This window comes from Streptomyces sp. NBC_01716 (genome assembly GCF_036248275.1).
GTDB lineage: Bacteria > Actinomycetota > Actinomycetes > Streptomycetales > Streptomycetaceae > Streptomyces.
The window spans coordinates 232,102-249,980 of sequence record NZ_CP109181.1; the positions used below are offsets into that span (position 1 = coordinate 232,102).

Sequence of the window (17,879 nt, forward strand, 5' to 3'; positions counted from 1 at the left end):
GTCTTCGGGCCCGGTCAACAATGCAACTCCCTGAATTAACTCGGGCCGCGGGGCGATTCACGACACGGCCGTCAGCGCGGGCCAGGGCCCGAGCGGGTCCGCGTACAGGGCGCCCAGCGCCACGGCCGCGCCCGCCGTGGACAGCACGCTGCCGGTGAAGCTGCTTGCCACGACGGCCTGTTCGGGGTCGTCGCAGACGAGGGAGCGTTCCGCCACCTCCGCCCGCAGGTCGGCCAGACAGTGCGGAAGCTGCCCCGTGCCCGGCTCGACCACGACCAGTACCTCGGGGTCGAACATGTCCAGCAGCAGCGCCACGGCCCGGCCGACGAGCCTGGCCCTGCGGCGGAAGAGCCCGATCGCTCGCGGCTCCCCCGCCAGCGCACGGTCCAGCAGAGCGGGGAACGACCGTACGGGGTAGCCCTGTTCGGCCGCGAGCCGCACCATGGCTCCTTCGGAGACCTCCGATTCGAGGCTGCCGTCACCACCGACCGGTAGACGCGCGATGCTTCCCGCACCGTGCCGGGGCCCGAGATGCACTTCTCCGGCGGTGGCGAACGCGGCGTCGACCACCGCGCCGACGAACAGCAGCACTGCGCTCCCGCGCGTTGACGCCTGGCCGAACAGCTGCTCGGCGCGCGCCAACGCCCGTGCGTGGCTGTCCACATGGACCGGCAGCCCGGTCGCTTCGGCGAGATGGTCCCGTACGGCCACGTCCCGCCAGCCGAGTTGCGGGTGCCGCATGATCACCCCGGCCCCGGGGTCCACCCGGTGGCCGGTGGCCACACCGAGGGCCAGCGCCGAACGGCCGTCGGCGTAGGAGGCCATGAGCCGGGGCAGCCGCCCGGCCAGCGAGTCCAGCACCTGCCGCGGGTGCGGCCGGATGTCCGGGTGCGGCTGCCGGTCCTCGGCGACGACGCGGCCGCGCAGATCCATCAGGGACAGGGTCGAGTTGGTGACGGCGATGTGCGCGCCCGCGACCACGTAGCGGCCGGTGTCGATGTCCACGGGCACGTGCGGCCGACCGAGTCCGCGCGGTCCGGTGGTCTCCGGGCTCTCCCGGATCAGTCCGCGCGCGAGCAGTTGGGCGGTGTGCCCCGTGACGGACGCGGGCGAAAGACCGGTGAGGCGTGCGACGGTGCTGCGGGCGACCGGGCCGTGGTCGAGGACTGCGTTCAGCACACTCTTCGTGCCCGGCGCGCGGCGGGGTGGTGCGGTGGCCGGCGGGATGTCCGCGCGGCGTATCGGGGTGGGTGGGCGACGGACGGGCACCGGCGGCTGTCTCACGGGTGTCTTCCAGATGCTCGAAGGCTGCGGCGGCGGCCCCGGGACGCATTTGGTCGAGGGCCGGCCGGACCGCATGGGCGCTGAGTCGTCAGCCCTGGTGACACGCCGCGGAGCACACACGCTTGAGATCGATGTGACCCCGAGTCGTCAGGTGCGCGGATCGCTGCATGTCCGGCAACGTAACCGCAGCGCCCGAACCGGGTCAATCCCCGGTCGTATCGTGGACCGCGGTGACGACCTCGGTGGCCAGCCTTTCCGCGTCGTCCAGCGCGGCGGTGAGCGTGCCCGGGGTCGAGCCGAGCGCGGAGAACAGAGCCTGTGCCCGTTCGGCGAAGTCGACTGGGGCGACGGCGAGTTGTCCGGCGGCCCGGACCGCTCCCTTCTCGTTGAGCACCCAGCTTCTGTCATGGGCGTGGAGGGCGTGTACGAGGACTCCGACCGCGCGGAAGAGACAGCCGGCGACATGGAAGGCGTCGCCGCGCGCCGCGCCCTTGCGGGCACCGGCCAGGATGAACGGGGCCTCCCAGCGGGCGTTGTCGATGAGCACCCGGCGCAGCGGCTCCGGATAGTGGCGGGTCCGCTCCCGCAGGGTTCGGAGTTCCCCGCCCGGGTCGGCGAGTACGCGCCCGACGGCCAGTTCACCGGCGTAGGCGTGGGAGTACACCCCCAGGGGATGACCGGCCTGGGCACCGATCTCGAACCGCCCGGCCAGGCACTGCTCCCAGATTCGGTGCACACGGTCCAGGTCCCGGTAGATCCAGTCGACACGGTGGCCGTCGACGGTGAGCCAGGCACCGCCGTCCACCCATGGTCCCCAGCCGCCTGGCTCGGTCACCTCCACCGGCTCACCGGCCAGTTCGGCCGCGAGCAGGCGCAGAGCGGCGGTGTCCAGGGGCCGCCGGTAGTACAGGCCCAGGTCCAAGTCGGAATCGGGACGGTGCGCTCCTGTCGCCCGGCTGCCGCCCAGGCACACCCCGACGACGCCGCCCACTTCGGCCAGCCGATTCGCGATCTCCACCATGCGATCCACGCAGGCCAGTGTGCACAGTCGGACGGCTGTCGGCGACCGAGTTCCCCGGAGTTCGTGAGGGTCGGTCGCCGCGCGGCTACCCGTCGAGGACCGGCGCCGCCGTGTCCTTGCTCGCCGCCCGTGCGATGTTGCGCGCCATCCCGCCGAAGACGACGGCGTGGAACGGCGCGACGCTCCACCAGTACGCGTGCCCGAGCAGCCCGCGCGGATGGAAAAGGGCGCGCTGCCGGTAGCGCGTACGGCCCCGCTCGTCGCTCTCGACGCGCATCTCCAGCCAGGCGAGTCCGGGGAGCCGCATCTCGGCGCGCAGCCTCAGCAGCCGGCCCGGTTCGATCTCCTCGACGCGCCAGAAGTCCAGCGAGTCGCCGACCCGCAGCCGGGCGGCGTCGCGGCGTCCCCGGCGCAGCCCGACACCGCCGACGAGCCGGTCCAGCCGGGCCCGTACGGCCCAGGCCAGCGGGAAGGAGTACCAGCCGTTGTCGCCGCCGATGCCTTCGACAACCCGCCACAACGCCTCGGGGCCGACGTCCACGGTCAGTTCGCGGTGGTCCGTGTAGAGGCTGCCGCCCGCCCAGTCGGGGTCGGTCGGCAGCGGGTCGCTCGGTGCGCCGGGGACGGAGGCGGAGGACCAGCGGGTGGTCACCTGGGCGTCCTGGATCCGCCGGAGCGCCAGAGCCAGCGCCTCCTCGAAGCCGAGGGGCCCGCCGGGTGCGTCGGGGACGTACCGCGCGATGTCGTTCTCGTGGCAGACGACCTCGTGCCGGAGGGACTCGGCGAGCGGCCGGGCGATCGAGGGGGGTACGGGGGTGACCAGGCCGATCCACTGGCTGGAGAGGGCCGGTGTGAGGACCGGAACGGGCACGATCAGCCGGCGCCGGAGTCCGGCGACGGCGGCGTAACTGTGCATCATCTCCAGATAGGTGAGGACGTCGGGGCCGCCGATGTCGAAGGCGCGGCTGACGTCGGCGGGCATCCGGGCGCTGCCGACGAGATGGCGCAGGACGTCGCGTACGGCGATGGGCTGGATCCGGCTCCGTACCCAGCTCGGTGTGACCATCACCGGGAGGCGTTCGGTGAGATACCGCAGCATCTCGAAGGACGCCGAGCCGGACCCGATGATGACGGCGGCACGCAGCACGGTGGTGGGGACGCGCGAGCCGAGCAGAATGCGCCCGACCTCGGTACGGGAGCGCAGATGGGGCGAGAGATTCCGCTCGGGTACGCCGACGGGGGCCAGACCTCCCAGATAGACGATGCGCCGGACGCCCGCCGCGTGGGCCTGTTCGGCGAAGATCCGGGCTGCCTCGCGGTCGGTCCGCTCGAAGCCGGAACCGGTGCCGAGCGAGTGGACCAGGAAGTACGCGACGTCGATGCCCCGCATGGCGTCGCCGACCGAGCCGGCGTCGGTGACATCACCGCGTACGACCTCGGCCCGGCCCGCCCATACGTGGTCGCGCAGCTTCTCGGGCGTACGGGCGAGACAGCGCACCCGGTGCCCGGCGTCCAGCAGTTCCGGCACGAGCCGGCCGCCGATGTAGCCGGTGGCGCCGGTCACCAGGCAGTGGAGGGCGGGCGCCGGGTCCGGGGCGGGCGCCGGGTCGGCGTAGGTCATGGAGCCCTCCGTGGGGTACGGCTCAGGCCATGTCCGACGGGCGCGCCTCGCCCGCCGCGATCCGCCGGTTGCGCAGGACCGACGACCAGAAGGACCAGCCGATGAGGACGACACCGATGAGGCCGGTGATGATCTCGCTGATCTGGAACTGGATGGTGATGATCAGGATGACGGCGAGCGCGCCGATCGCGTAGTGCGCGCCGTGCTCCAGATAGACGTAGTCGTCGAGGGTGCCCTGGCGGACGAGGTAGACGGTGAGCGACCTGACGTACATCGCGCCGATTCCGAGGCCGAGCGCCATCAGCACGATGTCGTTGGTGATGGCGAACGCGCCGATCACTCCGTCGAAGGAGAAGGAGGCGTCGATGACTTCGAGATAGAGGAACATGAAGAAGGCGGCCTTGCCCGTGACGGCTCCGATCGAGGGGCCGCCGTTGCCGCGCCCACCGGGCGCCGTCTCCTTACCGGGCTCACGCTGCGGGATGACCTGCGCTTCGGCCTCCGCGTCCGCCTCCTCGGCGAGTCTGTTCTCGAAGAAGCTGGAGAGCCCGCCCACGAGCAGATACGTGATGAGGCCGGCGAGTCCGGCGGTGAGGACCGTCTGCGCCTTGTCGGCGTGTGCGCCGCCGTGCTGGTGGGCGTTGGTGGCGACCGTCATGGAGGCGATCAGCAGCACGATCAGCGCGAGGCAGACGGAGAGCATCTCGAACTGTCCGAGCCTGGCGAGCGGGCGTTCGATCCAGCCGAGCCACTTGATGTCGCGTTCCTCGAAGATGAAGCTGAGGAAGATCATCAGCAGGAACATGCCACCGAAGGCGGCGATCGACGGATGGGCGTCGGTGACCAGTTGCTGGTACCGGTCCTTGTCGTTGACCGCCAACTGCACCGCCTTGACGGGGCTGAGCTTGGCGGTGATCGCGACGATCAGGACGGGAAACACGAGTCTCATGCCGAACACGGCGATGAGGACGCCGATCGTGAGGAAGATCTTCTGCCAGAAGGCGCTCATCCTCTTCAGGATTCCGGCGTTGATGACCGCGTTGTCGAAGGACAGCGAGACCTCCAGCACGGTCAGGATCGCCACGACTCCGAGTGCGGCCCAGCCGTCGTAGAACACCGCCGCCGCGAGGCCGAGTGCGGTGAAGCCGAACGCCCAGCCGAATGTTTTCAGTACCACGACTCACCATGCCTTCCGCGAACATGCTAGGCGATCTTCAGCCAGGCATCGCGTTGAAAGCGCCACTTCGCGACACCCGGCCGCCGGGATGGCGGTCGCGCAGGAACCAGAACACCCCCGTCGCCAGCAGCGCCCAGCCCGCCAGCACGAGGAAGGGGAACGCCCGCTGGTCGTCGCTGAAGTACACCGCCGCGTGCTGCGCGTTGACCGAAGCGCCCGGCGGGAGCCAGCGGCCGACATGGCCGAGGAGCGAGGGCAGCAGCGGCCACGACACGGCGCCGCCCGACGACGGGTTGCCGAGGATCACCATCAGCCCCCAGGTGGGGAGCACCGCCCAGCGCCCGACCAGGGTGTTGAACATGGTGAAGACCATCCCGGACGTGAACATCGTGAGCGCCAGGATCAGCCACGACTCGGCGAACGGCAGGTTCACCGCGCCCAGTTGCCAGTCGACGCCCGCGGCGATGGCGAATCCGCCGAGCAGTCCGCTGGCGGCGATGAAACCGATCCGCTCCCCCGGATTGAGCTCCTTCGCGTGGATGCTCAGCTGGAGCGCCCCGAGGAAGCCGACGATCACGGCGGCGAGCGTGATGTAGAACAGGGCAAGCCCGCGCGGATCGCCCTTCTGGAGCGGCTTGATGTCGGTCACCCGCACCGGCACCCCGGTGGCCCGTGCCACGTGCGGCGCCGTCTCGGCGAGCAGTTCGGCGACGGAGGCTCCGGCGGCGCTCACCACGGCCAGGCCGACGCCCGCCGGACGGAACGTCAGGATCGCGAAGACCCGCTGCTCCTCGACGGCACGCCGGGCGGCGGGCCCGCTGCCGTACGGGTGCAGTTCCAGGGAGGCGCCGAGCCCCTTCTCCATACCGCTGACGAAGGCGGCCTCCTGGGCTGTCGACGGGGCGCCGACGACGGCGATGGGGATCTCGCGCGGGGTCGGGTTGGCCATGGCATACGTGTACGAGCCGGCGAACAGTCCCGCTATGCCCGCCGCGATGACGAGAATCACCAGGGCGGGCAGGAAGGGTGAGTTCCTGAACTCCGCGAATCTCTCCGCGATACCGGGCCGTCCGCCACGGGCCGGCTCCGGTCCCCCGCCGCCGGTGCTCCCGTCGGCACCGTTCCCGTGACTCCTGTCGGTCCCACTGCTCCCGGCCATGAAAGCACCGTAAACCACGCATATCGCCACCCCCGTCATCGGCGCCCCGTACAGGCGGCACCGGGTCGCTGAGGACTGAAAGGGTTCAGCGATGATGCCCAAATCCCTTCTCCGGCAGGGCAATATGCGCGCGACTCCTTGACCGACCGAGGGGGCACCCCTACTTTCACTCCAGTGAATCGATTCATTGTCGAATCTTTCTGGGGTTGACGTGATCAGTAGACGCCGCATGCTCACCACCACGACCGCAGCCGCACTGGGCACCACCCTCGCCACGGCCGCCGCACCGTCGGCGCAGGCCGCCGAGGGGACATCGGCCGGCGCCGCCGCCGGCCAGGCCCGGCCCGGAGCACTCCGGGTCAGCGCGCCGACCGTCGAGTACGTACGCAATCCGCTGGGCCTCGACTCCCCGAAGCCCAGGCTGAGCTGGCCCCTGCTGTCCGACACGCCCGGCCAGGCGCAGAGCGCGTACCAGATCCGGGTCGCCACCCGTCCCGACAGGCTGGGCGAGCCGGACGTGTGGGACAGCGGCAAGGTGGTGTCGGACCGGTCGGTGCTGGTGCCGTACGCGGGGCCCGCGCTCAAGCCCCTGACGCGGTATCACTGGTCGGTCCGGGTCTGGAACGCCGCAGGTGAGGTGTCCGGCTGGAGCGAGAGCGCCTGGTGGGAGACCGGGCTGATGAGCACGGCGGCCTGGTCCGCGCGGTGGATCGCCGCACCGGCCGCGCTCGCCGGGACACCCAGCCTCCAGGGCTCGTCCTGGATCTGGTTCCCCGAGGGCGAACCCACCGACAACCTGCCCGCCGGGACCCGTTGGTTCCGCCGCGCCGTCGACGTCCCGGCCGGTGTCACCAGTGCCCGGCTCGTGGTCGGCGCCGACGACGCGTACACCGTCCATGTGAACGGCACAGAGGTGAGCCGGACCGAACCGGACGGGCCCGCCGAGAACTGGCGCCGTCCGGCCGTCGTCGACATCACCGCCCAACTGCGCCCGGGAGCCAACGTCGTGGCGGCGTCCGCGGTCAACGCCAGTGCGAGTCCGGCCGGTTTCATCGCCGTACTGGAGCTCACCTCGGCCGACGGCACCACCACCGTCCCCACCGACGACGCCTGGCGGACGACGAACCAGGAGCCGTCCGGCGCCTGGCAGCAGGCCGGTTACGACGACAGCACCTGGTCCGCCGCGAAGAAGGGCCCCGCGTGGGGCTCCGGGCCATGGGGCAGGGTGGCGCCCGCGTTCTTCCCCGCCACCCAGCTGCGGCACGCCTTCCGGCTGGCCGACAAGCCGGTCGCGAGCGCCCGTCTCCATACGACGGCACTCGGCCACTACGAGGCGCACCTCAACGGACAGCGGGTCGGCAAGGACCAGTTCGCGCCCGGCTGGACCGACTACCGCCAAAGGGTGCAGTACCAGACGTACGACGTCACCGCGCTGGTCCGGCGGGGCGCCAACGCGCTCGGCGCGCATCTCGCGCTCGGCTGGTACGGCGGCAATCTCGGCATGTTCGGACCGCACCACTACGGCGACCGGCCCGCGCTGCTGGCCCAGTTGGAGGTCACGTACAAGGACGGGACGAGCGAGCGCGTCGTGTCGGGAGACGGCTGGCGCGCCACTTCCGGGCCCATCGTCTCGGCCGACATGCAGGCGGGCGAGGAGTACGACGCCCGGCTGGAGACCAAGGGCTGGACGTCACCGGGCTTCGACGACGCCGGCTGGCTCGCGGCCGAGCCGGTCGACGGCGTGGAGACGGAGATCGTCGCGGAGCTGGACGGCCCGGTGCGGATCACGAAGGAGCTCCCCGCCAAAAAGGTCACCCGCGTCGCCCCGGGGGTCTTCGTCTTCGACCTCGGCCAGAACATGGTCGGTTCAGTACGGCTCCGGGTGTCGGGCGAGGCGGGCACGACCGTGAGGCTGCGGCACGCCGAGGTGCTGAACCCGGACGGCTCGGTCTACACCACCAACCTCCGTACGGCGCGCGCCACCGACACCTACACCCTCAAGGGCGGGGGCGAGGAGACGTTCGAGCCGCGCTTCACCTTCCACGGTTTCCGCTACGTCGAGGTCACCGGCTTCCCGGGCACGCCGCGCGCGAGCGCGGTCACCGGCCGGGTGATGCACACGTCGGCGCCGTTCACCTTCGAGTTCGATTCCGATGTCCCCATGCTCAACCAGCTGCACAGCAACATCACTTGGGGCCAGCGCGGCAACTTCCTCTCCATCCCGACCGACACACCGGCCCGGGACGAACGGCTCGGCTGGACCGGTGACATCAATGTCTTCGCCCCCACCGCCACGTATGTCATGGAGTCCGCCCGCTTCCTCACCAAGTGGCTCCAGGACCTGCGGGACGCGCAGACCGACGCCGGCTCGTTCACGCATGTCGCCCCGGACATCGGCAACGTCGGTGACGGGTCGGCCGGTTGGGGCGACGCCGGGGTCACCGTGCCCTGGGCGCTGTACCAGGCGTACGGTGACGAGCGGATTCTCGACGCGTCGTGGGACTCGATGCCCAGATGGCTGGAGTATCTGCGCGAGCACAGCGACGGCTTTCTGCGTCCGGCGGACGGTTTCGGCGACTGGCTCAACATCGAGGACGAGACGCCCAAGGACGTCATCGCCACCGCCTACTTCGCGCACGCCGCGGATCTCACCGCACGCGTCGCACGGGTGCTGGGCAAGGATCCCGCGCCGTACGAGACGCTGTTCGGCCAGGTCCGTGACGCCTTCCGGGCGGCGTACGTGACGGCGGAGGCGAGGGTGAAGGGCGACACGCAGACGGCCTATGTGCTCGCCCTGTCGATGGATCTGCTGCCGGAGGAGGCCCGGAAGCCCGCCGCCGACCGGCTGGTGGCGCTGATCGAGGCGAAGGACTGGCATCTGTCGACCGGCTTCCTCGGCACGCCCCGGCTGCTGCCGGTGCTCACGGCCACCGGCCACAACGATGTCGCCTACCGGCTGCTGCACCGGCGCACCTTCCCCGGCTGGGGGTACCAGATCGAGAACGGCGCAACCACGATGTGGGAGCGCTGGGACTCGATCAGGCCGGACGGAAGTTTCCAGGACGCGGGGATGAACTCCTTCAACCACTACGCCTACGGCTCCGTCGGCGAGTGGATGTACGCGAACGTCGCGGGCATCGCGCCGGGCCGGCCCGGGTTCAAAGAGATCGTGATCAGGCCGCGCCCCGGTGGTGAGGTGCGGCGGGCCGGGGGCCGGTACGCGTCGGTGTACGGGCCGATCACCACCCGCTGGGAGTCGGGGCGCCGCGGCTTCGAGCTGGAGTGCTCGGTGCCGCCCAACACCACGGCGGAGGTGTGGGTACCCGCGCGGAAGGCGGGCGACGTCAGGCATCAGGGCGCGAGGTTCCTGCGGATGGAGGACGGCTGCGCGGTGTACGCGGTGGGGTCGGGGCGCCACCGGTTCACCACCTGATCCCGGGGCACCGGCGGTCCCCACCGGTCCGGCCGGGCACGGAAGGCTTCCCGTACCCGGCCGGATCCGCCCGCTTCGCGTCAGCCGCGCGCGGTCAGCGCCCGCGCGTGCTCGCGCACCTGACGTGGTGTCAGATAGACGTCCGTGTACTCGAAGTCGTGCAGCGTGGCCGGCTTCTGCGCCTGGAACCCGGTCCGTACGAAGTCGTCCCCGGCGACGGCGTTGAGCATCCAGTTGGTCAGCACCCGCGCCTTGGCGACGCTGGTCCGCAGGGACGACCAGTGGTAGCCGCGGGCGACGACCTGGGCCGGCATCCCGCGCAGTTCGACACCCATTGGCTTGGAGACGGCGTCCCTGCCGCCGAGATCGACGACGAGCCCCAGGTCCTTGTGCTCGTACCGCAGCAGCGGCTGCCGGCGCACGGTGGCGATGACGTTGTCCGCGGCCTTACGGCCCTGCCGCAGCGCGTGCTGTGCGGTCGGCGGGCAGATCGCGTCGCCGCCCTTCGTCAGGTCCGGCACGGCCGCGGCGTCGCCGAGGGCGAAGACGCCGTCGAGGCCCGTGACCCGCAGTTCGGGCGAGACGGCGAGCCGGCCGTGTACTTTCTCGGCGTCGAACGTGCCGACCAGCGGGCTCGCGACCACACCGGCCGTCCAGATGAGTGTGCGGCAGGGCAGCACCCGGCCGTCGGTGAACGTCACCTCGTCGGGCGCGGCCTTGGCGACGGACACCCCGAGCGACACCTCGATCCCGCGCCTGCGGAGGATGCCGAGGGCGGTGGCGCCGAGCCTGTCGCCGAGTTCCGGCATGAGTTTCGGGGCGATGTCGACGAGGTGCCACCTGATCTGCTGCGGGTCCAGGCGCGGATAGCGCCGCAGGGCGTTGCTGGTGACGCGCTGCAGCGAGGCGGCCGTCTCCGTGCCCGCGTAGCCGCCGCCGACCACGACGAAGCGGAGCCGCGCCTCGCGCTCCTTCTCGTCCACGCTGGCGTCCGCGAGGTCGAGTTGTGCGATGACGTGGTCGCGGATGTAGGCGGCCTCGGCGAGTGTCTTCATGCCGCGCGCGTTGTCGACGAGTCCGGGGATGTCGAACGTACGGGTGATGCTGCCGGGGGCCAGCACGATGTAGTCGTAGGGGAGGTTGACGATCTCGCCGGTGATCTTCCGGACGACGCAGATCTTCGCCTTCGGATCCACTCCGATGGCCCCGCCGGGGACGATCCGGGTGCGGTGTTTCCTGCTGCGGCGCAGTGACACCGCGACCGACTGCGGGGGCAGGACTCCCGAGGCCACCTGAGGCAGCAACGGCAGATAGAGCTGGTACGAGAACGGCGTGACCAGGCAGATCTCCGCTTCTCCCGGTACCAGTTTCCGCTCCAGGCGGCGCAGGCACGCCACCCCCGCGAAGCCCGCACCCACTACGAGAATCCTCGGTCGTGCCACGGTGTCCGTCCTTTCCCGGTCGTGCTGGGGTCGCCCTTCACCTTCCCCGGGTCAGGTTTCTCTCACGGAGGGATTCACTCCGTCGCGGACTTCACCACCGCCGTGCTGTTCCTGACGACCAGGCGCGTGCCGAACTCGATCCGGGTGTCGGCCTGGTCGGGGCGGCCGTCGGGGCGGCCGTCCGGCCGGGGGCCGCCGCTCTGGTACGCGCGCCGCAGCCGCAGCAGCATCTGGGCGGCCTCCTCGGCCATCTCCACCAGCGGCTGGTGCACGGTGGTGAGGGAGGGGCTCGACCACTGGGCGAGCGGGATGTCGTCGTACCCGACCACGGAGAGGTCCTCCGGCACCTGGACGCCGAGCACCCGCGCGGCCTCCAGTACGCCGAGCGCCTGGAGGTCGCTGCCGGCGAAGACGGCGGTCGGCGGTTCCGGCAGCCGGAGCAGTTCCATCGCGTGCTCGTAGCCCGCCTGGACATGGAAGTCGCCGAACCGCACGAGGCGTGGGGCGACCTTCACACCGGCCATCGCCATGGCGGAGCGGAAGCCGTCGAGGCGCGCGAGGGAGCAGAGCATGTCCTCGGGGCCGGTGACGACCGCGATACGGCGGTGCCCGAGGTCGAGCAGATGGCGGGTGGCGGCGAGCCCGCCTGCCCAGTTGGCCGATCCCACGGAGGGCACGTCGGGTTCCGGGTCGCCGGCCGGGTCGATGATCACGAACGGGATGGCCCGTGACCACAGCTTCTTCTTGAGCTCGTCGGGGAGGGTGGAGAAGACCAGCACCACACCGAGCGGACGGCGGCGCAGGACGCCTTCCACCCACTCGGCTCCCGGGGAGTGCCGGGTCCCGGTCTCGGTGAGTACGACGCTGACGCCGGCGCTCTTGGCGACGTTCTGCATGCCCCGGATGAGCTCCATGGACCAGGCGCTGTCCAGCTCGTGGAAGACGATCTCGATGAGCGGCGCCTCGGGGAGGGACGCCGAGGCGCGCCGGTAGCCGTGCGCCTCCAGCAGCTCCTCGACCTTGACCCGCGTCGGGGCGGAGACATCAGGGCGCCCGTTGAGGACCTTCGAAACTGTCGAAAGGGAAACACCCGCCTGGGTGGCCACCTGAGCGAGGGTGACCCGCCCCGTACTCCTGTCATCTGGCATGGACTGAAGGATAAAGCACGGCCTTGTGTAACGGTTTCGCCGAGTGATGACAGCGATGTTGACCGGCACTTGAGCGGACCTTACCGTCGCACCCCACAGAGACTTTCGGTCAGATTACCGATACTTTCGAAAGGTCGACCGATGAAGACACGAGCACGGTTCCGTCGAGCCGTCGCGGGCGGCGCGGCGCTGGCTCTGAGTCTGGGCCTGGCGGCCTGCGGCGGCGACTCCTCCTCCGGCGGTTCGGACGAGTTCCACGTACTGGTCTACGGCGATGCCACGAACAAGGTGGAGGAGCGAATCGTCGCGACGTTCAACAAGACCTCCGAGGTCAAGGCGGTCCTGGACACCGTTCCCGGCGCCGACTACCAGCAGAAGCTCCAGACGGTCATCAACACCCCGCAGGCGCCCGACGTGTTCTTCAACTGGGGCGGCGGCAGCATCAAGCCCTTCGTCGACGCGGACCTGCTGCTGCCGCTCGACGACATGATCAAGAACGAGCCGGGGCTGAAGTCGAACTTCCTCCCTTCGGTCTTCGAAACCGCGCAGGTCGACGGGAAGTCGTACGGCGTGCCGATGCGCGGCACCCAGCCGGTGCTCCTCTTCCACAACAAGAAGGTGCTCGCCGACGCCGGCGTCGAGACACCCCGCACCTGGGACGACCTGCTGGCCGCCGTGAAGACCCTGAAGGGCGAGGGCATCACGCCCATCGCTCTCGGCGGCGGCGACAGGTGGACCACGATGATGTGGTTCGAGTATCTGTACGACCGTGTCGCGGGCCCCGAGCTGTTCAAGAAGGCGCTGGCCGGTGACAAGGAGGCCTGGGCGAGCGCCGACAGCGAGAAGGCGCTGGACATGCTGAGGGAACTCATCGACGCGGGCGCCTTCGGCACCAACTACGACTCGGTCAAGTTCACCGACGGCGGCTCACCCGCCCTGGTGGCAAGCGGCAAGGCGGCCTTCGAGCTGATGGGGTCGTGGGCGTACTCCACCCAGCAGGACGCGGACCCCGACTTCGCCAAGAACGAGCTCGGTTACGGCGCCTTCCCGAGCGTCGAGGGCGGCAAGGGTGACGCGGCCAACCTCGTCGGCAACACCAACAACTTCTACTCGGTCCGCGAGTCGACCAAGCACGCGGACGCGATAGCCGAGTTCCTGAAGCTCATGTACTCGGACGAGTTCGTCGAGTCCCAACTCGCCATCGGCAATCTGCCGACCACCACGAACACCGCGAAGTTCCTGGACTCCGCCGACAACCCGGAGTACCTGAAGTACCAGTACGACTTGGTGGAGAAGGCGCCCGCGTTCCAGCTCTCGTGGGACCAGGCGTATCCCCCGAAGAACATGACGCCCATCTATGTGGCGGTCCAGCAGTTCTTCAACGGGCAGCTCGACGCGGACGGCTTCATCAAGGCCATGCAAGCCCTCACGACCACCTGAGAGGGACGTCCTTCATGGTTTCCCTCACCGCTCCCGTAGCGAAGGACGGGCACCGGCCCGCCGCCGGACCGGCCGGCCCGGTATCGGCTGGGCGCTGCCCGCCGTCCTGTTCTTCGCGCTGTTCGCCGTCGTGCCGCTGGTACTGGTGGCCGTCCTGTCCTTCACCACCTGGTCGGGCCTGGGCGCACCGGAGTTCGCCGGTTTCGACAACTGGGTCACGCTGTTCCACGACCCGGTGATGATCAAGAGTCTGTGGCTGAGCGTGCTGCTCACCGTCCTCGGGGTGCTGGTCCAGACCCCGTTGAGCATTCTGCTCGGAGTCTGGGCGGCGGGCCCGCAGCGCAACCGGGCCGTGCTGTCGGCGGTCTTCTTCGTCCCGCTGCTGCTGTCGGCGACCGCCGTCTCGGTGCTGTGGCGGGCCCTGCTCGACCCGAACTTCGGCGTCCCAGCGGAGGCGGCCTGGCTCTTCGGGGACGGCAACCTCCTCGGCAGCCGTACGGGGGCCATCTCCGTACTGGTGCTGGTGAGCGCCTGGCAGTACACCCCGCTGCACGCACTGATCTACCAGGGCGCGACGCGCGCGATCCCGGCGGTTCTCTACCAGGCGGCGGAGATCGACGGCGCGGGGCGGGTGCGCCAGTTCTTCCACGTCACCCTGCCGCAGCTGCGCAACTCCGTCATCACGTCGGTGATCCTGATGGTCGTCGGGGGGCTCACCACCTTCGACACGGTGCTGATCCTCACCCAGGGCGGACCGGGCACCGACACCACCATCAGCGCCTACTACATGTATCAAAAGGCCTTCAAGGGCTTCGAGTTCGGCGCGGGCGCGGCCATCGCGCTGCTGCTGGTCCTGGTGGCCACGGCCATCTCACTGGTCGTGGTGCGGGTCTCCGGCTACGACAGGATGGCCGGCACCAAGGAAGGCATGTGATGAGGCGCCGCCCCAACTACCTGGCGGGCGTGGGCGTCACGCTGTGGCTGTTCGTCGTCGGCCTGCCGCTGTACGTCATGCTCGGCGCCGGTGTGCAGTCGCGCCCGGACTACAACGCGGGCGGCCCGCTGGGCTTCCCCGACCACTTCACGCTCGACAACTATCTCGACAACTTCTCGAACGGGTTCGGCCGGTACTTCCTCAACACCCTGATCGTGACGGCCAGTGTGGTCGCGATCGTCCTGCTCCTCGTCCCGCCACTGGCGTTCACGATCGTCCGCAACCGGGGGCGCGCCACGTCCGGCGTCTTCCGGCTCTTCCTGCTGGGGCTGGCGATCCCCGCGCAGGCGGTGATCGTGCCCATGTTCTACGTCATCAGTGAGGCGGGGCTCTACGACAACCTCATCGGCGTCATCCTGCCGACGGCCGCGTTCTGCATGCCGGTCTGTGTGCTCATCCTGACCGGCACCATGCGCGACATCACCGACGACCTCTTCGAGGCGATGGCCATCGACGGGGCGGACGCGCGGCGGGTGTTCTTCCAGCTCGTCGTGCCGCTGTCGAAGAGCGGGCTGTCCACCGTCGTGGTGTTCGCCGCGCTCCAGGCGTGGAACGGGTTCCTCTTCCCGCTCGTGCTCACCCAGTCCGAGGAGTCCAAGGTGATCACCCTCGGTCTGTACGACTTCCAGACCCAGCACGGCGTCGAGATCCCGGGCCTGCTGGCCGCCGTGGTGCTGTCCACCGTGCCCGTCCTGCTCGTCTACCTGTTCGCCCGGCGGGCCCTGGTCCAGGGGCTGATGGGCGTCGGAGGAAAGTGACCGACAACGTGACCACCGACGCCCCCGCGAGCGAGACCGCCGCCGGGGACCGGCTCCGGGCCGACCGTAGCGCCCGCGTCGACGAGCTGATCGCCGCCATGACCCTGGCAGAGAAGCTGGCCCAGCTGTACGGCCTGTGGGCGGGCGCCTCCGCCGACGGCGCCGAAGTCGCCCCGCACCAGCACGACATGGACGAGCCGCCCGCCCTGGACGAGCTGATCCCGCACGGACTCGGCCAGCTGACCCGGCCGTTCGGCACCGTCCCCGTCGATCCCGCCCTGGGCGCACTGTCCCTGATGCGCAGTCAGGAACGGATCGTCGCGGGCAACCGGTTCGGTATTCCGGCGATGGCCCACGACGAGTGTCTGGCGGGCTTCGCAGCCTGGGGTGCCACCACCTATCCGGTCCCCCTGTCCTGGGGCGCCGCCTTCGATCCCGGACTGGTCCGGGAGATGGCGGCGGCGATCGGGAGCGACATGCGGTCGGTGGGTGTCCACCAGGGCCTCGCTCCGGTGCTGGACGTGGTGCGCGACGCGCGATGGGGCCGGGTCGAGGAGACCATCGGGGAGGACCCGTATCTGGTCGGGAGCATCGCCACCGCGTACGTCCAGGGGCTGGAGTCCACCGGTCTGGTCGCCACGCTGAAACACTTCGCCGGCTATTCGGCCTCCCGCGCCGGCCGCAATCTGGCCCCGGTGAGCATGGGGCCGAGAGAGCGCGCCGACGTCATGCTCCCGCCCTTCGAGATGGCGTTCAGGGAGAGCGGCGCACGGTCGGTGATGCACGCGTACACCGACACCGACGGTCTGCCCGCCGCGGCCGACGAGCAGTTGCTGACCGGGCTGCTCCGGGACACCTGGGGTTTCGAAGGCACCGTCGTGGCCGACTACTTCGGCATCGCGTTCCTCAAGTCCCTGCACGGGGTGGCCGCCGACTGGGGGCAGGCGGCGGCCCTGGCGCTGACCGCCGGGGTCGACGTCGAGCTGCCGACCGTGAAGACGTTCGGGCCGCCCCTGCGGAAGGCCGTAGCCGCAGGGGAGTTGACCACGAAGGTGGTCGACCGGGCCCTGCGCCGGGTGCTGACGCAGAAGGCCCAGCTCGGGCTGCTGGACCCGGACTGGAGCCCGCTGCCGCCCGCCCTGGCGGACGCCGATCTCGACGCGCCCGACCGGCTGCGCGACACCGTGAACCTGGACACCGCCGCGCACCGGGACATCTCCCGCCGCCTCGCGGAGCGATCGGTGATCCTGCTGCGCAACGACGGGGTCCTGCCGCTGGACCGGCCCGCGCGGATCGCGGTCGTGGGTCCCCAGGCCGACACGCCCACAGCGGTCCTCGGCTGCTACTCCTTCCCCGTCCATGTGGGGTCCCAGCATCCCGGCACCCCGGCCGGGGTGCAGCTGCCCACGCTGCTCCAGGCGCTGATGTCGGAGTTCCCCGGGTGCGAGATCGTCACCGCGGCCGGCTGCGCCGTCGACTCGGCGGTCACCGACGGATTCGCCGCCGCGCTGCGGGCGGTGCGCGGTGCGGACGTGATCGTCGCAGCTCTCGGCGACCGGGCGGGGCTCTTCGGCCGGGGTACGAGCGGCGAGGGCTGCGACGCGGAGTCGCTGGCCCTGCCGGGCGTGCAGCAGCAGTTGCTCGACACCCTGCTGGACACCGGTACACCGGTGGTGGTGACGCTGGTCGCGGGACGGCCGTACGCGCTGGGCGACGGGACCGTGGACGCCTCGGCCGCGATCGTGCAGACCTTCTTCCCCGGGCAGGAGGGCACGCGGGCGATAGCGGGGGTGCTGAGCGGCCGGGTCGAGCCGTCGGGCCGGCTGCCGGTGAGCGTTCCGCGGCGGCCGGGCGGGCAGCCGTCCACGTATCTGGCGGCGCGGCTGGCGCGGGCCGGCGACTCGTCCAGTGTCGATCCGACGCCCGCGTTCGCGTTCGGGCACGGGCTGACGTACACCTCGTTCGTGTGGTCCGGGCTGACCGCCGACAGTGCCGCCGCGACCGACGGCGAACTGCGGCTGTCGTTCACCGTGCGCAACACCGGGCCACGGCCTGGTACGGAAGTGGTGCAGCTGTATCTGCACGACCCGGTCGCCTCGGTCGTGCAGCCGGTCCAGCGGCTCGTGGGCTATCTGCGGGTGCCGCTGGAACCGGGCGAGACGGCGAGGATCAGCGCCGTCGTCCCCGCCGACCTGGCCTCCTTCACCGGGCGGGACGGGCGCCGGATCGTGGAGCCTGGCGAGCTGGAGCTACGGCTCGGCGCCTCCAGCGCGGACACCCGGCTCACTGCCCAGGTCACGCTGACCGGTGCCGTACGGGAGGTGGACCACACCCGTGCGCTGCACGCCCGGATGAGCCAGGAGGAGGAGTAGATCACCCTGATGCGGGGTCAGCGGACGTAC

Annotated in this window: 12 protein-coding genes; 5 read left to right on the forward strand and 7 right to left on the reverse strand. The window is 70.5% G+C overall.

The window, feature by feature from the left end:
* Positions 1–57: 57 nt before the first annotated feature.
* The 5 genes from OIE74_RS01105 to OIE74_RS01125 form a co-directional block, all read right to left on the reverse strand.
* Positions 58–1,284, reverse strand: coding sequence for an ROK family transcriptional regulator (locus OIE74_RS01105; protein WP_329377395.1), 1,227 nt, complete (start codon positions 1,282–1,284; stop codon positions 58–60).
* 202 nt (positions 1,285–1,486) lie between these two features.
* A complete protein-coding gene (locus tag OIE74_RS01110) occupies positions 1,487–2,305 on the reverse strand; it encodes a nucleotidyltransferase domain-containing protein (protein WP_329392126.1) in 819 nt (272 codons plus the stop codon).
* A gap of 85 nt (positions 2,306–2,390) precedes the next feature.
* Positions 2,391–3,926, reverse strand: coding sequence for an SDR family oxidoreductase (locus OIE74_RS01115; RefSeq protein ID WP_329377397.1), 1,536 nt, complete (start codon positions 3,924–3,926; stop codon positions 2,391–2,393).
* A 22-nt stretch (positions 3,927–3,948) separates the two neighbouring features.
* The gene (locus tag OIE74_RS01120) at positions 3,949–5,103 is read right to left on the reverse strand and encodes a DUF475 domain-containing protein (protein WP_329377398.1); all 1,155 of its coding nucleotides are present in this window, start codon (positions 5,101–5,103) and stop codon (positions 3,949–3,951) included.
* 37 nt (positions 5,104–5,140) lie between these two features.
* Positions 5,141–6,262 (reverse strand): ABC transporter permease, encoded by a 1,122-nt coding sequence (locus OIE74_RS01125; protein WP_329377400.1) that lies wholly within the window; start codon positions 6,260–6,262, stop codon positions 5,141–5,143.
* A gap of 211 nt (positions 6,263–6,473) precedes the next feature.
* On the opposite strand from OIE74_RS01125, the gene OIE74_RS01130 reads away from it, so the two are divergent.
* On the forward strand, positions 6,474–9,695 hold the full coding sequence (locus OIE74_RS01130; protein WP_329377402.1) for an alpha-L-rhamnosidase: 3,222 nt from the start codon (positions 6,474–6,476) through the stop codon (positions 9,693–9,695).
* Positions 9,696–9,775: 80 nt separating this feature from the next.
* Here the strand turns inward: OIE74_RS01130 and OIE74_RS01135 are convergent, their stop codons facing one another.
* Both OIE74_RS01135 and OIE74_RS01140 read right to left on the reverse strand, forming a co-directional pair.
* Complete coding sequence (locus OIE74_RS01135) at positions 9,776–11,137, reverse strand: NAD(P)/FAD-dependent oxidoreductase (RefSeq protein WP_329377405.1); 1,362 nt, start codon at positions 11,135–11,137, stop codon at positions 9,776–9,778.
* Between the two features lie 74 nt (positions 11,138–11,211).
* Positions 11,212–12,285 (reverse strand): LacI family DNA-binding transcriptional regulator, encoded by a 1,074-nt coding sequence (locus OIE74_RS01140; protein ID WP_329377407.1) that lies wholly within the window; start codon positions 12,283–12,285, stop codon positions 11,212–11,214.
* A 141-nt stretch (positions 12,286–12,426) separates the two neighbouring features.
* Here OIE74_RS01140 and OIE74_RS01145 point away from each other — a divergent pair, with 141 nt between their 5' ends.
* From OIE74_RS01145 to OIE74_RS01160, 4 genes are all read left to right on the forward strand, one after another.
* The gene (locus OIE74_RS01145) at positions 12,427–13,725 is read left to right on the forward strand and encodes an ABC transporter substrate-binding protein (RefSeq protein WP_329377409.1); all 1,299 of its coding nucleotides are present in this window, start codon (positions 12,427–12,429) and stop codon (positions 13,723–13,725) included.
* 82 nt (positions 13,726–13,807) lie between these two features.
* Complete coding sequence (locus OIE74_RS01150; protein ID WP_329392127.1) at positions 13,808–14,659, forward strand: carbohydrate ABC transporter permease; 852 nt, start codon at positions 13,808–13,810, stop codon at positions 14,657–14,659.
* The gene (locus OIE74_RS01155) at positions 14,659–15,477 is read left to right on the forward strand and encodes a carbohydrate ABC transporter permease (RefSeq protein ID WP_329377411.1); all 819 of its coding nucleotides are present in this window, start codon (positions 14,659–14,661) and stop codon (positions 15,475–15,477) included. Before OIE74_RS01150 ends, OIE74_RS01155 begins: the two co-directional genes overlap by 1 nt.
* Positions 15,474–17,849: a glycoside hydrolase family 3 N-terminal domain-containing protein gene (locus tag OIE74_RS01160; protein WP_443075992.1), complete on the forward strand. Its 2,376-nt coding sequence runs from the start codon at positions 15,474–15,476 to the stop codon at positions 17,847–17,849. Before OIE74_RS01155 ends, OIE74_RS01160 begins: the two co-directional genes overlap by 4 nt.
* Positions 17,850–17,879 lie beyond the last annotated feature (30 nt).